General features: G+C 24.9%; 18 protein-coding genes. 3 read left to right on the forward strand and 15 right to left on the reverse strand.

The features are described from left to right. Positions 1–69: 69 nt before the first annotated feature. Complete coding sequence (locus tag ALANTH_RS07485; protein WP_026804595.1) at positions 70–924, forward strand: hypothetical protein; 855 nt, start codon at positions 70–72, stop codon at positions 922–924. Positions 925–956: 32 nt separating this feature from the next. On the opposite strand, the gene ALANTH_RS07490 is transcribed toward ALANTH_RS07485, so the two are convergent. Further along, positions 957–1,658 (reverse strand): DUF481 domain-containing protein, encoded by a 702-nt coding sequence (locus ALANTH_RS07490; protein ID WP_026804596.1) that lies wholly within the window; start codon positions 1,656–1,658, stop codon positions 957–959. A gap of 106 nt (positions 1,659–1,764) precedes the next feature. Between ALANTH_RS07490 and ALANTH_RS07495 the strand changes: the two genes are divergently transcribed. Beyond that, positions 1,765–2,064 carry a DUF3817 domain-containing protein gene (locus ALANTH_RS07495; RefSeq protein WP_026807590.1) on the forward strand — a complete coding sequence of 100 codons (300 nt, stop codon included), beginning with the start codon at positions 1,765–1,767 and terminating at the stop codon, positions 2,062–2,064. A gap of 16 nt (positions 2,065–2,080) precedes the next feature. On the opposite strand, the gene ALANTH_RS07500 is transcribed toward ALANTH_RS07495, so the two are convergent. From ALANTH_RS07500 to thiI, 3 genes are read right to left on the reverse strand one after another with little or no spacing between them, the layout of a single operon-like run. Next, a complete protein-coding gene (locus ALANTH_RS07500) occupies positions 2,081–3,439 on the reverse strand; it encodes a YdgA family protein (RefSeq protein WP_026807589.1) in 1,359 nt (452 codons plus the stop codon). An 11-nt stretch (positions 3,440–3,450) separates the two neighbouring features. Then, the gene (locus ALANTH_RS07505; protein ID WP_026807588.1) at positions 3,451–5,388 is read right to left on the reverse strand and encodes a hypothetical protein; all 1,938 of its coding nucleotides are present in this window, start codon (positions 5,386–5,388) and stop codon (positions 3,451–3,453) included. Between the two features lie 46 nt (positions 5,389–5,434). Then, complete coding sequence (thiI, locus tag ALANTH_RS07510) at positions 5,435–6,898, reverse strand: tRNA uracil 4-sulfurtransferase ThiI (RefSeq protein WP_026807587.1); 1,464 nt, start codon at positions 6,896–6,898, stop codon at positions 5,435–5,437. Positions 6,899–6,985: 87 nt separating this feature from the next. Between thiI and ALANTH_RS07515 the strand changes: the two genes are divergently transcribed. Continuing rightward, positions 6,986–7,243: a hypothetical protein gene (locus ALANTH_RS07515; protein ID WP_026804601.1), complete on the forward strand. Its 258-nt coding sequence runs from the start codon at positions 6,986–6,988 to the stop codon at positions 7,241–7,243. Between the two features lie 35 nt (positions 7,244–7,278). On the opposite strand, the gene ALANTH_RS07520 is transcribed toward ALANTH_RS07515, so the two are convergent. The 11 genes from ALANTH_RS07520 to ALANTH_RS07570 all read right to left on the reverse strand — a co-directional run bounded on the left by ALANTH_RS07520 (position 7,279) and on the right by ALANTH_RS07570 (position 15,190). Beyond that, positions 7,279–7,767, reverse strand: a complete 489-nt coding sequence (locus tag ALANTH_RS07520) for a hypothetical protein (RefSeq protein WP_026804602.1) — start codon at positions 7,765–7,767, stop codon at positions 7,279–7,281. 12 nt (positions 7,768–7,779) lie between these two features. After that, positions 7,780–9,039 carry a putative Na+/H+ antiporter gene (locus ALANTH_RS07525; protein ID WP_026804603.1) on the reverse strand — a complete coding sequence of 420 codons (1,260 nt, stop codon included), beginning with the start codon at positions 9,037–9,039 and terminating at the stop codon, positions 7,780–7,782. Positions 9,040–9,105: 66 nt separating this feature from the next. After that, positions 9,106–9,567 carry an N-acetyltransferase gene (locus ALANTH_RS07530; protein ID WP_026807586.1) on the reverse strand — a complete coding sequence of 154 codons (462 nt, stop codon included), beginning with the start codon at positions 9,565–9,567 and terminating at the stop codon, positions 9,106–9,108. After that, positions 9,557–10,159 carry a ribosome biogenesis GTP-binding protein YihA/YsxC gene (gene yihA, locus ALANTH_RS07535; protein WP_026807585.1) on the reverse strand — a complete coding sequence of 201 codons (603 nt, stop codon included), beginning with the start codon at positions 10,157–10,159 and terminating at the stop codon, positions 9,557–9,559. Before yihA ends, ALANTH_RS07530 begins: the two co-directional genes overlap by 11 nt. Position 10,160: 1 nt before the next feature. Next, positions 10,161–10,646: a lipopolysaccharide transport periplasmic protein LptA gene (gene lptA / locus ALANTH_RS07540; protein ID WP_026807584.1), complete on the reverse strand. Its 486-nt coding sequence runs from the start codon at positions 10,644–10,646 to the stop codon at positions 10,161–10,163. Positions 10,647–10,656: 10 nt separating this feature from the next. Beyond that, complete coding sequence (gene lptC / locus ALANTH_RS07545; RefSeq protein WP_026807583.1) at positions 10,657–11,184, reverse strand: LPS export ABC transporter periplasmic protein LptC; 528 nt, start codon at positions 11,182–11,184, stop codon at positions 10,657–10,659. After that, on the reverse strand, positions 11,175–11,672 hold the full coding sequence (locus ALANTH_RS07550) for a KdsC family phosphatase (RefSeq protein WP_026804608.1): 498 nt from the start codon (positions 11,670–11,672) through the stop codon (positions 11,175–11,177). Before ALANTH_RS07550 ends, lptC begins: the two co-directional genes overlap by 10 nt. Further along, positions 11,669–12,241, reverse strand: coding sequence for an imidazoleglycerol-phosphate dehydratase HisB (gene hisB / locus ALANTH_RS07555; RefSeq protein WP_026807582.1), 573 nt, complete (start codon positions 12,239–12,241; stop codon positions 11,669–11,671). Before hisB ends, ALANTH_RS07550 begins: the two co-directional genes overlap by 4 nt. Positions 12,242–12,249: 8 nt before the next feature. After that, positions 12,250–13,146: a septal ring lytic transglycosylase RlpA family protein gene (locus tag ALANTH_RS07560; protein ID WP_026807581.1), complete on the reverse strand. Its 897-nt coding sequence runs from the start codon at positions 13,144–13,146 to the stop codon at positions 12,250–12,252. Further along, positions 13,130–14,365, reverse strand: coding sequence for a lytic transglycosylase domain-containing protein (locus ALANTH_RS07565; RefSeq protein WP_026807580.1), 1,236 nt, complete (start codon positions 14,363–14,365; stop codon positions 13,130–13,132). Before ALANTH_RS07565 ends, ALANTH_RS07560 begins: the two co-directional genes overlap by 17 nt. Before the next feature lie 36 nt (positions 14,366–14,401). Then, positions 14,402–15,190, reverse strand: coding sequence for a TatD family hydrolase (locus ALANTH_RS07570; protein ID WP_026804612.1), 789 nt, complete (start codon positions 15,188–15,190; stop codon positions 14,402–14,404). Between the last annotated feature and the right edge of the window lie 6 nt (positions 15,191–15,196).

Genomic DNA, 15,196 nt, shown 5'->3' on the forward strand with positions numbered 1-15,196 from the left:
ATCAAAAAATAAAATAACTCTTTATTTATAGAATTTTTTGATACAATTTTGCTATCAAAAGGATTTTTTATGCAAGAGTTTATAGAAATATACAATAAAAATCAAAAAAATATTGAAACCTTTATAAAAGAGAGTATTTATAATATAGGTGATATAAAATCAAAATCTTCAAAAAACTATCAACAGCTTTTTAAAATATTTCCTTCTCTTGAACTTATTTATATTGCCGATATAAATAGTTTAAATCAAACTTCTCCAAATATTTTTAAAGATAAAATAGTAGAAAAACCAATAGGTAGAAATAGACAATATTTATTAGATAATATAGAATCAAAAGATGAAAAAATAGCTATTACAAAACCTTATGTTAGTAGTGCAACAGCACAAACTTGTATTACAACTATTATAAAATTGGATGATTGTATAATATTCTTAGATTTTAATTTACAATCAATTCTAAGAAAACTTGGATTTTTAGAAATTAATAAAAAATTTAATATCTTGAATAAAACATTTTATGTTGTTGTTTGTGTTCTGATGATAGCTTTAGCACTTTTTACTATATTTTACTCTTTATATGATTTTATTAATTCTATTTTAAATCATATAATATCTATTGAGTATATTTTTAAACCTATTATTGCTTTAACATTAGGTTTAGCAATATTTGATTTAGCAAAAACTGTTTTAGAACAAGAAGTATTATTCAAAAGTTATGATAAAAATGAGAAATCAGAGTATAAAGTTTTAACAAAATTTATGATAACAATCATAATAGCACTTTTGATTGAAGCACTTTTAGTAGTATTTAAAATAGCAATAAATGATTATAATCAAATGATAAATGCACTTTATTTAATAGTAGGTGTTGGAGTAATCATTATATCTTTATCTATTTTTATATATATCACAAAAAATAGATAAAGACTTTATTTAAAATATTAGTATAAGCTTTTTTAAAAATCAAAAATTAAAGATGTTAAGAACTTTTTATCTGTTTTCTTTTTTTCTGTATAGTTTACATAATCTAATCTATAACTTGCTCCTAAAGAAAAATTATCCATCATCTTTACAGCAACACCTGTTTCACTTGTAACAAAATATTTTTTACTATCTTCCATAGAAGCAAGATAACTTAACATTTGTTTGAATTCAATATTCTCTTTAATTTTATATTTATAATTAAGCTCTACTTTTGAAGCTACATATTCATCTTTCTTTCCATTATCAAATTTATCAATAGCATAATCAAATCCACCTTGAAGATCTAAAACTTCATCATCAGTATAAATAAATTTATATCCTAATCCAGGTCCTATATTTAATCTTGAATCATAATCTGAAAATTCATCATTTACATAAAATGCACCTAAATAAGTATATAATCTATCCCCAATCATATGGTCATAATCAAGACTTAATTCATATTTATTTGCTGATTTTTTATTGTTATCTTTACTTCTTAGTATAGAACCTTTTGCTTTTATTTCTCGTTCATCAAACTTTGCATTTACTCCAAGTTTTCCAGAAAGAGAACTTGTATCAGTGTTTCCACTTGTATTAATATACGATAATTCTAATCTTCTATCCATATCAACTGCATTTGAAAAACTAAATACTATTGACAATATCAATAAAATTTTTAAAATATTATTCATTCTATTCCTTTTTATAAATTTTGCGATTTTACTTAAAATGGTTTTATATTAACCTTTGATAAATAATAGTTTACTATACTTAAAGCAAAAAATCAAAAGGTTAACAATGTTAAGAACAAAGTTTTCTCAATTTAGAACAATATCTATAATCGAAGGGATATCTTATTTAGTATTAGTCTTTATAGCAATGCCCCTAAAATATTTTTTTGATGAACCACTTGCTGTTAAAATATTTGGAATGATGCATGGAATATTTTTTATTTTATTTTGTATAGCTTTATATAATGCTATGAGACAATATAAATGGGGATTCTTATTTAGTTTAAAATTATTTATTTATTCTTTAATTCCTTTCTTTTTTATATTAATAGAAAAAGAAATTGTTAAAAAAAGAGGAAATATTTAGGCTTTTGCCTAAATATTTATTTTAGTTCCATTCCTTGTGGAATTTGTAGCATCGCTTTTGGTAAAATCAAAACATCATTTGCATAAATACCATCTTCTCTAAGCTGTGCTTTTAAAATTTTAAATTTTTTATCTTCAGAATCAACTAATTCTATACCCATTCTACTTAATCCTATTAGATTTGCAATATTTTGAGCCGATTTACTATCAATTTTCAAATCTACATTTATAGTTTTAACAACATCATCAACAGTTTGGAAGTTCATATCACCTAACTTACTACTAAAAGTAATATTTGATTTTAAATCAATTTCTTCAAACCACTCTTGACCTAAGAAATTAAGATTTCTTGAATTTGCATATATTTTTATCTCTGAATCATTTTGTGCAATCTCTTTTAAAAGTTCTTTTAATTTGTTATGTATTTCATTGTTTATATCTTCAGAAATATTATAATAACTATCTATAAACTCTTCATACTTTTTCATAGGTAATTTATCAAGTCCTAAACCAAAAGAAGTTTCTTTTAAATTTACATTTGTAACACTATTTTTAAAAGATAATAAATCAATAGATATTTTTGTATTTCCATCTAATAAATCATTTGAAATTTTTTGAGAAGACTCACTTTCTAAACCACTTATATCTAATTGTACCTTTTCATCACCCAATTGTATAGTTTTTATATCAAAAGTCGAATCAATAGCTTTATTATGTTTTTCTTCATAAGAAGTTTTTATTCCATATAAACTAAGAGAAAATTTATTTTTTGGAATATCAAATTTAAAACTATCCATATCAAAAATTGTTTTATTTCCATGCATTCCTAGAAGACTAAATTTTGCTTGATTATCTGGAGAAACAATATTGATATCTTTAATTTTATAGTTATAATCTTCATCTATATTTATATGAAAATCTCTATTTTTTAACATATCTTCAAAAGTTTTTGGTAAATCTTCCATAATTTTATTTGAAAATCTTGTTAAATAAAAGTTCAAATCAAGATTTGCAGTTAAAAGAGTTAAACTAAATTCATAGTCGAAAACTGCACCTTCTAAAATTATTTTTGACAAATCAACATCTGGAGAAAATAACTTCTCATTGTTTACAAGTCTTTCTAAAGCTTTTTTAGCTTCTCCTTTTTGGCTTTGTACTATATATTGAGTAACTTTTGAAGAATCAACAACTTCAATTTTACCATCTCCAACTATTTTAAGTGGTACAAATTTTTCATTGTAAGTTACATTAAATCCATTTGCTTTCAGCTCTTCAATCTTTGCTTCAATTTTTGAACTAAAACTGCTTCTTAAAAAGAAACAAACAGCTACTAGAACAATAATAAGAGCAATAACTCCTAACAATATTTTTTTCATTTAAGCCTTTCTTATTTTTTACTATTTCTTAGAGTATATAAATCTATATCAGATATTTTTATTGGATATGTTTGTTGATCTTGTGTAAAACTTTGGTTTTGATTTGGTACAAGTTCATAATCGAATTTATTAGCTTCTGTTGAATATCCTCTTAAATTTATTTCAAGAACATTATTCAAATCTGTAATATCTAAATCAACACTTAACTCTTTTTCAATATTTTTATCATTCCAATCTTCATCCCAACCTTCAATCATTAAATATGAACCAGTTATGTTCTCTTTTAATAATCCACTATAAAGTGTATCTCCAGATTTATAAACATCAAGTTTTTTAAATGTTTTTGTATTTTTAGCTTTTACTCTTGTATCATCTTTAAATTGAGGGAAAGATACAGAAATTCCACCAGAAGATATATCTTTTAAACCTGTTTTATATTTAAAATTAACTCTTAAAAGATTTGGAGAAACTAATTCATAAGAATAAGATACATTATCTATGTTAGACTCTTTACCATCATATGAGCTATATGTATCATTATAACCATATGAGTTATAATTATTTGAATATAATTTTAGTTTATCTTTTTTCAAAGTTAAAATATTGTTTACATAAAGCCCATCTTCTTTTAATTCAATTTCTAGTTTTTTAAAATTTTCATCATTTGCATTTTCAAATTTTAATTTACCTTTTAATTCCTCATCAAAAGTTTGTATAGATTTCTCAATTGATTCTTTATCTACTTCAATATTAGCTTTTAAAGTGCTAAAAATATCATTTAAAGTATGAATATTAAATAAATCTAAATTTTTATTCAATATTAGATTTCCAGATAATTTTAAATCTTTATATAAGCTATTTTTATCTACATTTAAATCTTTTGACTCACCATTTATATTGATAGTTAAATCAGATTTTGTTAATACTTCAAGAAATTTTTTATCTGAATCTTTAGTATTGGCTGTTGGTTGTAAAGAATATGCTTCTATACCTAATGATTTTGTAAATTCTTTATATTCTTTATAAGGTAATTTATCATAAGCAATAGTAAGAGATGTATTTTTTAAATTTGTACTATTTTTATCATTTTTTGTATAGTAATCAGTATTTTTAAAATTTAATTCATCGAAAGATATTTTTGTATCACCTTTTAAATCATCACCATTTAAAACCGAACTTGAATGCACTTTTAAATTTTTTATATCATATTCATTTAGAAGATATACATTTTTATATTTAAGACTTCCTATATCAAACTTTGAATCAACTTTTTTATTTTTATCTTCATTATAAGAAAAATATACATTTTCAAGAACTATTTTATCATCTAAGTAATAATTTCCTATTTCAAAATCTAACAAAGGTATTGTTATACTATTTTGATTTCCTTTAATTCCTCTAAATGTATATATTCCATTATTTTGAGAAATAAAAGTAAAATCAGAAATACTAAAATTACCTTTTTCATCAATATTTATATGAACATCTCTATTTTTAGCCATTTCACTAATAGTTGAATTTGAATAAGAATTTTTCATTGCATTATAAGTATATTTTATAGGTAATTTTGTTAAATATAAATTCAAATCTAAATTTGAACCTAATTTTGAAACTACAAAATTATAATCGAAAGTTAAACCATTTAAAACTTCTTTTTTATCATCATTTTCTATAGATGATAATAATGTAATAATTTCCTCTTTTAGCTCATTATTAGCTTTTTTACTTAAAAGATAATCAATAGCCTTTACAGCATCTGTAATCTCAATTTTTCCTTTACCTTTTGTATTAAAAAAACTACTATAATTTTTATTTGTTACATAAAAACCATTATTATTTAATTCATCTACTTTTGATTGAATACTACTCTTTGTTGTACTTGTAATCGTAAAACAAATAAGTAATAATGCTACAAAAATAGCTACTATTATAAGTACTATTTTTTTCATTTATATCCTTTTTTAAAAATTAAAATTAATTTTATCATTAATAGACTTATTTTGGTCTATAAACTTTAATATTTGTATATCCTTCACTATCTTTTAAAAACTGCCCATGAAGTTGACTTAAAACTCCTTTATCACAATAAAGAAGATATGTTTTTTCTTTTGATAAGTTTTTAAACTCTTTTTTAAGATTATAAAATGGTATTTTTAACGTTTCAACATCTGTTTTTATACAATCTAAACTTTGTCTTATATCAATCACAATATCATTTTTATTTGGCTCATTTACAACTTCTAAACTCCCTATTTCACAAATATCATCTAGAACTTCATCTATACTTTTAATTTTAGCATTTTTAATAGCTTCATCTAAAATCGAATAATCAAAAGCTTTAGCTTCTTTTTCAACTCTATCATAACTACCAAAAGTTACTGGATGTTGAGATATAACACCACAATATTCAGGCATTGCTTCAGCAAATTTTCTAGTCCCTATTTTTGTAGCAATATCAATAATATCTGGCTTACTCATAAAACTAAGAGGTCTTAAAATAAGCATATTTGATGCACTATCGATTAAACTTAAATTTCTTAAAGTTTGACTTGAAACTTGTGCAACACTTTCACCTGTTAAAAGAGAATCTATTTTTAAATCTTTTGCTATATTTTCTGAAGCTTGTATCATTAATCTTTTAAGCATTACTCCCATATAAGAAGGACTTATATCTTTAAAAATTTGAGAAACAACATCTTCAAAAGGTACAGTTATAAATGATACTTTATGAGAACTTGAAAATCTATTCCATAAATACCAAGCAACTTGTTTAACACCTATTTCATGAGCTAAACCACCAAGATTAAAAAATATAAAATGAGTTTTTATCCCTCTTTTTATAGATAAATAAGAAGCAACTGTTGAGTCAAATCCACCAGACATTAAAGATAAAATATCACCTTGAGTTCCTAAAGGGAAACCACCCATTCCAAAATATTTTTTTGTAATAATATTTAATTTAGCGTGTTCTAATTCCAAATTAATTGTAATATCAGCATTTTTTAAATCCACACCTTTACTATTTTTATTCATAGCTAACATATACCCACCAACAGTTTGTTCAATATCTGTTGATTTAAAATTTTGAGTTCCTACTCTTTTCGCACGTACAACAAAAGTTTTATCAGAGATAGTATGACTCATATATTCATTGACTTTTACTTTTATTTCATCTAATGTATGCATATTATCAATTTGTATTGCTTCCAAAACTTGTTCAATTCCTGAAGTTTCTAAAAGTTTTACTCTTAATTCTTCAACAAAATCGAAAGGGGTTACAAGTTCTATCTTATCAAAAAATTTTTTTATTTGTATATCTTTTGAAATTCTTAAAGATATTTTTTGTAGATTTTGATATAGTTGATTTATCATTTGCCTTTTAGCACTATCACCTTTTATCATAATTTCAGTAAAGTATTTCACTATAAACTTTTGTGTTTTTATCTCATTGTCATTCATTTTTTCTAAAGCCTTAATTTTTTTAAGGTATGATTATACAATTTTTTGAGATAATATATCCTTTACAAAAAAATAAAGGCAAGTAAGATGGATATAGATAATTTAGAAGATTTAGCAAAAGAGCTTAAATCTGATAAGAACAAAAATGTTTATCAAATCTTTGAGGATTACGCTATAAAGCATAACTTAACAAGTGAAGAGTTAGAACAAAAATTAGCAAAAGAACACGATTGTTTTAAATGTGATAGTTGTGAAAGATTCTATTGTTATGATGAATATTCATTCTTTGATGAAGAGTGTGTTTACTGTTTTGATAGCGAAGCAGAAGATGAAGAGGAGTATTAAGACTCTCCTTATCTTTAATAATTCAATAATTTCTTTTAATCATCAAAATTAGCTTCTAATTCATCTTTTAAAATTAAAGCATCGATTTCTCTACTTTTTATATTAAGTTCTTTTGCTTCACCAAAACATTTAATAATAATTTCATTATTGATTTTCTCAAAAGTAACTTCTCCAGCACCTTGAATTACATAATCAGTAAAAATTCTATTTGCCACTCTTTTAAATGCAAATTTTTTAGGAAATATTATAAATTTTGTAGAAGTTATAATATATCTTGATTCAACTACAAATGAATCTAAAAGTTTATTCCTAATTAAAGCATCCGTTCTTCCTTGAATTAAATCACACTTTAAATCATCTTCCAATAAACAAATTCTATCTTCATTTATTTTTAAGTAACCAAACTCTTTTGGTTTAACTCTAACATTATAAAATTTCTTAAACACTTCTATATGGCTAAAAGAGTTTGAAAAAACTATCAAACTCTTATTTGTTCTTGCAAATTTGGCAAAATTAGTAATCATATAAATTTTTCCTTATAAAACTATAAAACATATACTAGCAATTAATGTTGGAGCTAGTGCACCTAAAAATAGATATCTTGGATCTATAGTATTATCTTCAAAATGGCTTTTTAAAATAGCTGCCCCTGCTGGGTTTGGTGCATTTGCGATAACAGTTAATCCACCACCAGATACTGCTCCAGCAACTAAATAATATTTAAATTCATCACTTAATCCTTCAACTAATGACCCTAAATATGTTATAGCAGCATTATCTGTAAATGCACCTAGAGTAATTGCTCCAACAAATGCTTCAGCATTACTTAAACTTGAAATAATATCTTTTAACCACCATTCTTGTTGTCCACCTAAGATTACAAGTCCACCTAAGAAAAATGCAACTAAAAGACCTTCTCTTAACATCAATCTATCTTGATATTGTTGATAAGCGTAAGTTACACCTAAAAAAAGTAAAAATAAAATCATAAAGAATGCTGGATAGTGTGCAAAATATACTACCAAAATTAAAAACATAAAGTGTACCAAAACAATCCCAAAAGGAAGCTTTTCTCTATCACTAACTGTTGTTCTAATATTTATTTTTGATAATTCTTTATAGAAAAGTAATATCATAAAATTAGTATTTATAAGAATTGCAATAATTGCTTTCCAACCAAAAGTTTTAAACATAAAAACAGTACTCCAATCCCAAGTTTGAGCAACCATTAAGATAGGAGGAGCAGCAAAATTTGTTAAAGTACCACCAATTGAAACATTTATAAAAAGTACTCCTAAAGTCATATATTTAAATTTATTTGAAATTCCTTGAGAAAATAACTTATCACTTAAAATAAGAGCGGCAAGAGTCATAGCTGCTGGTTCAGTAATAAATGAACCCAATAAAGGAACTATTGCTAAAACAACAAAATAGAATCCCATTGCACCTTTACCTGGCAATATATTTGATAATTTTTTAACAAAAGCTATAACAGTATGTAAGATTGGTCTTGTTGCAGCAATAACCATAATTACAAAAACGAACATTGGTTCAACATAGTTTCTAGTATTTACATAATCGACTGTACTTTGTTTACCTAATAAAAGAAACATAAAAATTACTAAAACCATAGCCCAAATACCAAAAACTACTTCTATTTCACCCAATAAGTGAAAAAGTCCTGAGTGTTTTTGACTTCTGTGAGATAAATGTTCAAAATATTTAACGGAGAATATGTGTATAATTGCGAGAACGAATATAACAAGTGCGATAATTTGCAAGGTAGTAGGTGGCATAATTATTCCTTTAAGCTTAATTTTGCCCGATTTTACTAAAAAAAAATTAATATAAACTTAACGAAGTTAAAGATCTTTTACCATTGCAACTTCATTACAAATTGGAAAGAGTTTACAGCGAATACAATCTGCCCAAATTTTTTGTTCTGGGATATCCTCTTTTTCTATCTCTATAAAACCACATCTTAAAAAAAACTCTTTTTCATAAGTTAAAGATAAAACTTGTTTTATTCCATAAAATTCTGCTTCTTTAACACAGGCTTCAACTAATTTCTTTCCAAGTTTTAAACCTCTAAATTTTTCTTTTACTATTAAACTTCTTACTTCTGCAAGTCTTGGAGAGTGAATATGTGTTGCTGTAAATCCAGCCATTTCTCCATCAACTTCAACAATAGTATAAGAGCGAATTGTTGTAGCCATTTCATCTTCAGTTCTAAGTAAAATCTTTCCACTTTCAACTTCAGGTTTTACAAGTTCTTGCATTTTTGGTATATCAATAACTGTCGGTTTATAAAATCTAATTTCCAAATAAATATCCTGTAATTTTATTTTGAAGTTCTATTATACCTCTTTTTTTAAGGTTTGATATAAAAATTCCTTCTGGATAATCTCTTTTTAATTTTGATAATTCACTACTATTTAATTTATCTGTTTTTGTAAAAGCATTTACAATTATTTGATCACCTCGTTTAATAGTTCTTAAAAAATCATCAACATTTTTATCTATTTCAAGTTCTGGATGTCTTGAATCTATTAGATGTACAAAAATTTGTAAATTTGGGCGTTGTTGTAAATAACCAGTTAAGTTCTTATTCCAAGCAGCTTTTAAACTTTTTGCCACTTTTGCATAACCAAATCCTGGTAAATCTACAAATCTTGCAAATAAATATGGATTTTCTTCATTTGTTGTTTTAAATTTGATATCAAAATAGTTTATTAGCTGTGTTTTTCCAGGTGTTGAAGATGATTTTGCTAAACCTTTTTTATTTGTTAAAGAGTTTAATAAAGAAGATTTACCAACATTTGAACGACCTAAAAATGCAACTTCTGCAATATTTGGTGCAGGAGAATCAACTATACTTTGAGCTGATTGTAAAAAAGTAGCATCAATTAAATTCATACTAATTTTTATCTCCTCTTTCAACATTTATTATAAACTTTACTGGTTTATTTTCACTTCCTTTAACTTTTGCTTCACCTGTCAATTGATTTATATATATATTATCTCCATAAACTTTTCTATCATCATTTTTTTCATGTACAAAACCATTCCCAAGAATAGTATATTCTTCTTTTTTAGGATTATAAACTATTTTATCACCTTTTCCAACATAATGTTTATCTTTTGAAATTACTTCAAAATCTGCATTTCCAGTAGCTTCATATTTTGTAGCAACTTTATTTTTTGAGTTTTTATCATTTTCAAAATATACATCTACTTTATCTGCATTTAATTTATCTTCACCCATTCTTACTTTTACATTACCTGTAAAAGTAGATATACCTTTATTATCATCCGCTTTAAAATCAAGTGCATCTATTACTAAAGTTTCGCTTTGTGAAAATAAAAGTGTAGAACACACTATTAATCCAGCCAAAATTCTCATTTTTTACCTCTTATTTTTTCATATCAATCTCAAAATGTGTATTTTTTGAGTTTATAATATCTTTGTCTATATTAAAGTATAAATTTTCACCATTATATTTATGTGTATAATACTCTGCTTTAAATGGTTTATTATTTTTTGCAATTTTATTTAAATCATCATAAATCAAATGTTGTGTATATATTTTAACAAAATCATCTCTTAAATATTCGACATCGTCTTTTAAAGTATAAATTGCACCTTTTTTTACTATAAAATTTGCTTTAATACTTTCACTTTTAAAATCTCTTTTTTCATTACTATTATTTATAGTAATATCTCCAAAATACATTTCATCTCTATTTTCATATCTAATTGCTTGCTCTGCAATAATTATTCTAGTTAATCCATTTTTATCAAAACTATACATATTTGGTTTTTCAAATATAAATAATGCTATATCTTCATTTTTTATATCTTTCTTTGTTTCTTTTATAGGAGTAAAATAAAAGAATATTGATATAATAAATATAATCCCTACAAAGATTTTTAAACCCATGCGTTTAAAAACTCCTTTTCCATACCATCTTTTTTTATTATATATTCAATCATCTCTCTTGCAGCACCTTCACCACCTCTTTTTTTGCAAACTACATTAACAAAATCTTTTAAATATTGTGTCCCATTTGCTGGGGTAAAAGACAATCCTACATTTTTAAGCATTTTATAATCATTCAAATCATCGCCAATAGCAGCAACTTGAGATAAAGTTAAACTCTCTTTTTTTAAAATTTCTTCTAATACTTCAAGTTTATTTTTTACGCCTTGATAAATATGAGAAACATTTAATTCCTTTGCTCTTTTTTCTGTAATAGATGAATTTCTTCCAGTAATAATTGCTACTTTTTTCCCTAAATTCCTAGTCCAAACAGCTATTGCTAATCCATCACTGACATCAAAAGATTTAAATTCATCTCCATTTGAGCTATAAGTTATTTGTCCATTTGTTAATGTACCATCAACATCAAAAACAATTAACTCAATCATAAAACACCTTTTGTACTTGGGATTCCAAGTTTTTCATTTTTCACTAATGCTCTTCTTAAAGCAACAGCAAAAGCTTTAAATGTAGCCTCAATAATATGGTGTTTATTTCTACCTCTATCTTGAATTAAGTGCAAAGTTATTCCAGCATTTGAGCTTAAAGCATGAAAAAATTCCTCAACTAATTCAACATCAAAAAGACCTACTTTTTCAGTTACATCTATTTCATAAACTAAAAATGGTCTATTAGATAAATCTAAAGCACATGAAACAGCAGCTTCATCCATTACAACAGTTGCATTACCATATCTTTCAACTGCTTTAATAGGAAATATTGCTTTTTTCAAAGCTTGTCCTAATACTATTCCACAGTCCTCAACTGTATGGTGAAAATCTATATGCAAATCACCTTTACACTCTAAATTTATATCAATACTACTATGTTTACTTAAAGCTTCAAGCATATGATCAAAAAAACCAACACCTGTATTTATAGAAAATTGTCCACTACCTTCTAAATTCAATTTACATTTAATATCTGTCTCTTTTGTAACTCTATTTATTTCTATCATTTTAAATCCTAATTTTGTACTACTATTGAACTTGTTAAATTATTTCTTTCTTTAAATTTTTGTCCATCATCATAAGATGAAAATCCTCTAATATAAACTCTATATATTCCACCTGTTTCACTATATTCAACTTTTTTCGAAGGGAACTTTGACTTGTATTCATCAACTGTTTTTATTGCACCTGCTTGTAAACTAAACGCTCCAACTTGAATACTAAATTTTCCTTTTCCAACAACTGGCTTAGTAGAATTTGATGTTTGGATTGGTGCTCCAATATTTGTATTAACATTTGTTGTGACAATAACATCTTCAACTACATCTATTGTTTCTACTGCTGGTTTTTTTTCAATAGTTCCAACAGATGGAGCATTTTTATCATCTATTAGTCCATTATATCCTAAAACTGTTACTTTAACTTTAGCAGTTCCTTTTCTAACCATATCAATTTCATGAGCTGCTTTATTTGATAAATCTATAATTCTTCCTACAACAAAAGGACCTCTATCATTGATTCTTACGACAGTTGTTCTTCCATTATCTAAATTATCAACTTTAACAACAGTATTCATAGGTAAAGTTTTATGTGCAGCTGTCATTGCATACATATTATAAATTTCGCCATTTGAAGTCTTCTTTGAATGAAAATCTGGACCATACCAAGATGCAATACCATCAAAAGTATCTCCAACATTTGCAACAAAAGGATAATATCTTACTCCAAATACTTCATAAGGTCTCATCGTTGCTCTATGCATAGCTTCTGAATTATTAATATTTGTATTTCCTGTATTTTTATGAAATGAGCTATAATCATAAGAAGTTTGTCTTGTTGAACAACCTGTAAATAAGAAACCAAATACAAGAATTAAATATATAAAATATCTTTTTTTATTTATAAATCTCAATTTTTTCTCCTATTTTTAACATATTTGTCTGTTTTTTATTATCACTTTTTATCTTTTTAATACTTACTTTATATTTTTTAGATATCCCTTCTAAAGTATCACCTTGTTTAACTATATGTATAGTTTTATTTGATTTTACTAAATTATTTGTATTATTTTCTTTTTTAGGTATATTTGTGTTTTCAACAGTTAATCCACCTTTAATAGTTGCTATTCTAGAATCAAATAACTCAACTTTAGTATGAGGGATATATAAACTATAGCTATTTTTATCTGTAGGAATAATCTCTTTTAAAAGATGTTTATTTAAACCTTTTAACTCATTATAATCCATAGACAATGCATCTGCAATAGTTTTTAATCTTAAACCTTTTGCAGCAGTTACTTTTTCAAGATTATATCTTGAATTTCTATCTAGATTTTTAAACTTATCATTATTTGCTAATATTGAAAAAGATACAAGCATATTAATATAATTTATACTAGTTTTTGGAAGATAATCTCTTGAATTATTATATTTTAACAAATATGTATAATCAAATTCTCCATTTTTTTTACCTAAATCTTTATAGATAGTATAAAGGTTATCTATTCCTTTTTTACTTTTTCTATAATCATTTATATAAATGTTATATAATTTGATAACTTTATCATGATACATATTAGGATTTTTTTCTAAATAATTATCCAAAGATGCACGTGCTAATCCATGTATAATTCTTCCTTCGCCAGCATTATATGCTAAAACTGATAGGTACCATTCTCCAAATTTCTTATAATATTTTTTTAAATAAGAAGTTGCTGCTTGAGTAGATTTTATTAAATCCAATCTTTCATCTACAAATTCATTTCTCTTTAATTTTAAAGTATTTGCAGTAAGAGGCATTATTTGCCAAAGTCCTGAAGGTCCTTTTTTACTTATTTGATTAACATAACTTGATTCTATAAGTGGTAGAAAAAATAAATTACTAGGTAACTTTTCATTTTCTAACTCTTCTCTTACTATTTTTGCATTCAATAAAGATTTCTTAATTAAATTATCATAATATTTAATCTTTTTTTGTGTTGATAAATCTTTATATTTTGAAAGAAAAGAAGAAGAAGTAAGTAATTCTTTTGGAACTCCAAGTTCATCTAAAACTTTATAATCTTCATTAGTAAAAAAGTTTGCATAAACTGAAGTACTTAAGAGTAGTATTATTAAGACTAGTTTTTTCAAAAGTACCTCTCTTTATTTTGAATATCTAGATTATATCTAAGAAATATTAGAAAATTCTTTAAATAAATTTTTAGCATTTTTTGTTGTAATATCTTCTATTTCAACCTTACTTAAATCTAAAAGTTCAGACATTTTGTCTGCTACAAAGACTGTATAATATGGTTCATTTCTAATACCACGATATGGATGTGGAGTTAAATATGGAGCATCTGTTTCTATTAAAAGTTTATTTTGTGGAATTTTTGGTAAAATTTCAACTAATTTTTTTGCATTTTTAAATGTTAAAACTCCACCTATACCGAAATAAAAATTATGTTCTGCCAACATGAGTAAATGTTCACTTGCGTTATAACAATGTAAAACTCCACCTACTTTTCTTGCTTCGTAATCTATCAATATTTGTCTAGAATCATTTGAAGCTTCACGTATATGAATAATTAGAGGTTTGTTATGTTTTATTGCAAATTTAACTTGAGCAATAAAAACCTCTTTTTGTCTTTTTACATTTTCTATTTTTTCAACTTCATCTTCAGGTAGTCGATAATAATCTAACCCACACTCACCAATAGCAATACATTTTGGATGAGTTACATATTTTTCCATAATATTTTCATCAAACCCATCTATATCATATGGATGTACTCCCACAGCAAAATATACTTCATTATATTTTTCTGACAATTCTATTGCTCTTGGTAAATCTTTTAAATCAGCACCTGGTATTAAAAAAGCTTTTATACCATTTTCTAGTGCTTTTTTGATAACTTCATCAATATCTTCATAATATTGAGAGTTATCTAAATGGCAGTGTGTATCAATAATAATGGAAAA

It is taken from the genome of Aliarcobacter lanthieri (assembly GCF_013201625.1).
Classification (GTDB): Bacteria; Campylobacterota; Campylobacteria; order Campylobacterales; family Arcobacteraceae; genus Aliarcobacter; species Aliarcobacter lanthieri.

Bases quoted from the DNA above. Each gene is read 5' to 3' on its own strand.
- lptA (WP_026807584.1), bottom strand. From the start codon at position 10,646: ATGAGAATTTTGGCTGGATTAATAGTGTGTTCTACACTTTTATTTTCA.
- ALANTH_RS07500 (WP_026807589.1), bottom strand. From the start codon at position 3,439: ATGAAAAAAATATTGTTAGGAGTTATTGCTCTTATTATTGTTCTAGTA.
- lptC (WP_026807583.1), bottom strand. From the start codon at position 11,184: ATGGGTTTAAAAATCTTTGTAGGGATTATATTTATTATATCAATATTC.
- ALANTH_RS07515 (WP_026804601.1), top strand. From the start codon at position 6,986: ATGGATATAGATAATTTAGAAGATTTAGCAAAAGAGCTTAAATCTGAT.
- hisB (WP_026807582.1), bottom strand. From the start codon at position 12,241: ATGATAGAAATAAATAGAGTTACAAAAGAGACAGATATTAAATGTAAA.
- ALANTH_RS07525 (WP_026804603.1), bottom strand. From the start codon at position 9,039: ATGCCACCTACTACCTTGCAAATTATCGCACTTGTTATATTCGTTCTC.
- ALANTH_RS07505 (WP_026807588.1), bottom strand. From the start codon at position 5,388: ATGAAAAAAATAGTACTTATAATAGTAGCTATTTTTGTAGCATTATTA.
- ALANTH_RS07485 (WP_026804595.1), top strand. From the start codon at position 70: ATGCAAGAGTTTATAGAAATATACAATAAAAATCAAAAAAATATTGAA.
- ALANTH_RS07490 (WP_026804596.1), bottom strand. From the start codon at position 1,658: ATGAATAATATTTTAAAAATTTTATTGATATTGTCAATAGTATTTAGT.
- thiI (WP_026807587.1), bottom strand. From the start codon at position 6,898: ATGAATGACAATGAGATAAAAACACAAAAGTTTATAGTGAAATACTTT.
- ALANTH_RS07495 (WP_026807590.1), top strand. From the start codon at position 1,765: ATGTTAAGAACAAAGTTTTCTCAATTTAGAACAATATCTATAATCGAA.
- ALANTH_RS07550 (WP_026804608.1), bottom strand. From the start codon at position 11,672: ATGATTGAGTTAATTGTTTTTGATGTTGATGGTACATTAACAAATGGA.
- yihA (WP_026807585.1), bottom strand. From the start codon at position 10,159: ATGAATTTAATTGATGCTACTTTTTTACAATCAGCTCAAAGTATAGTT.
- ALANTH_RS07520 (WP_026804602.1), bottom strand. From the start codon at position 7,767: ATGATTACTAATTTTGCCAAATTTGCAAGAACAAATAAGAGTTTGATA.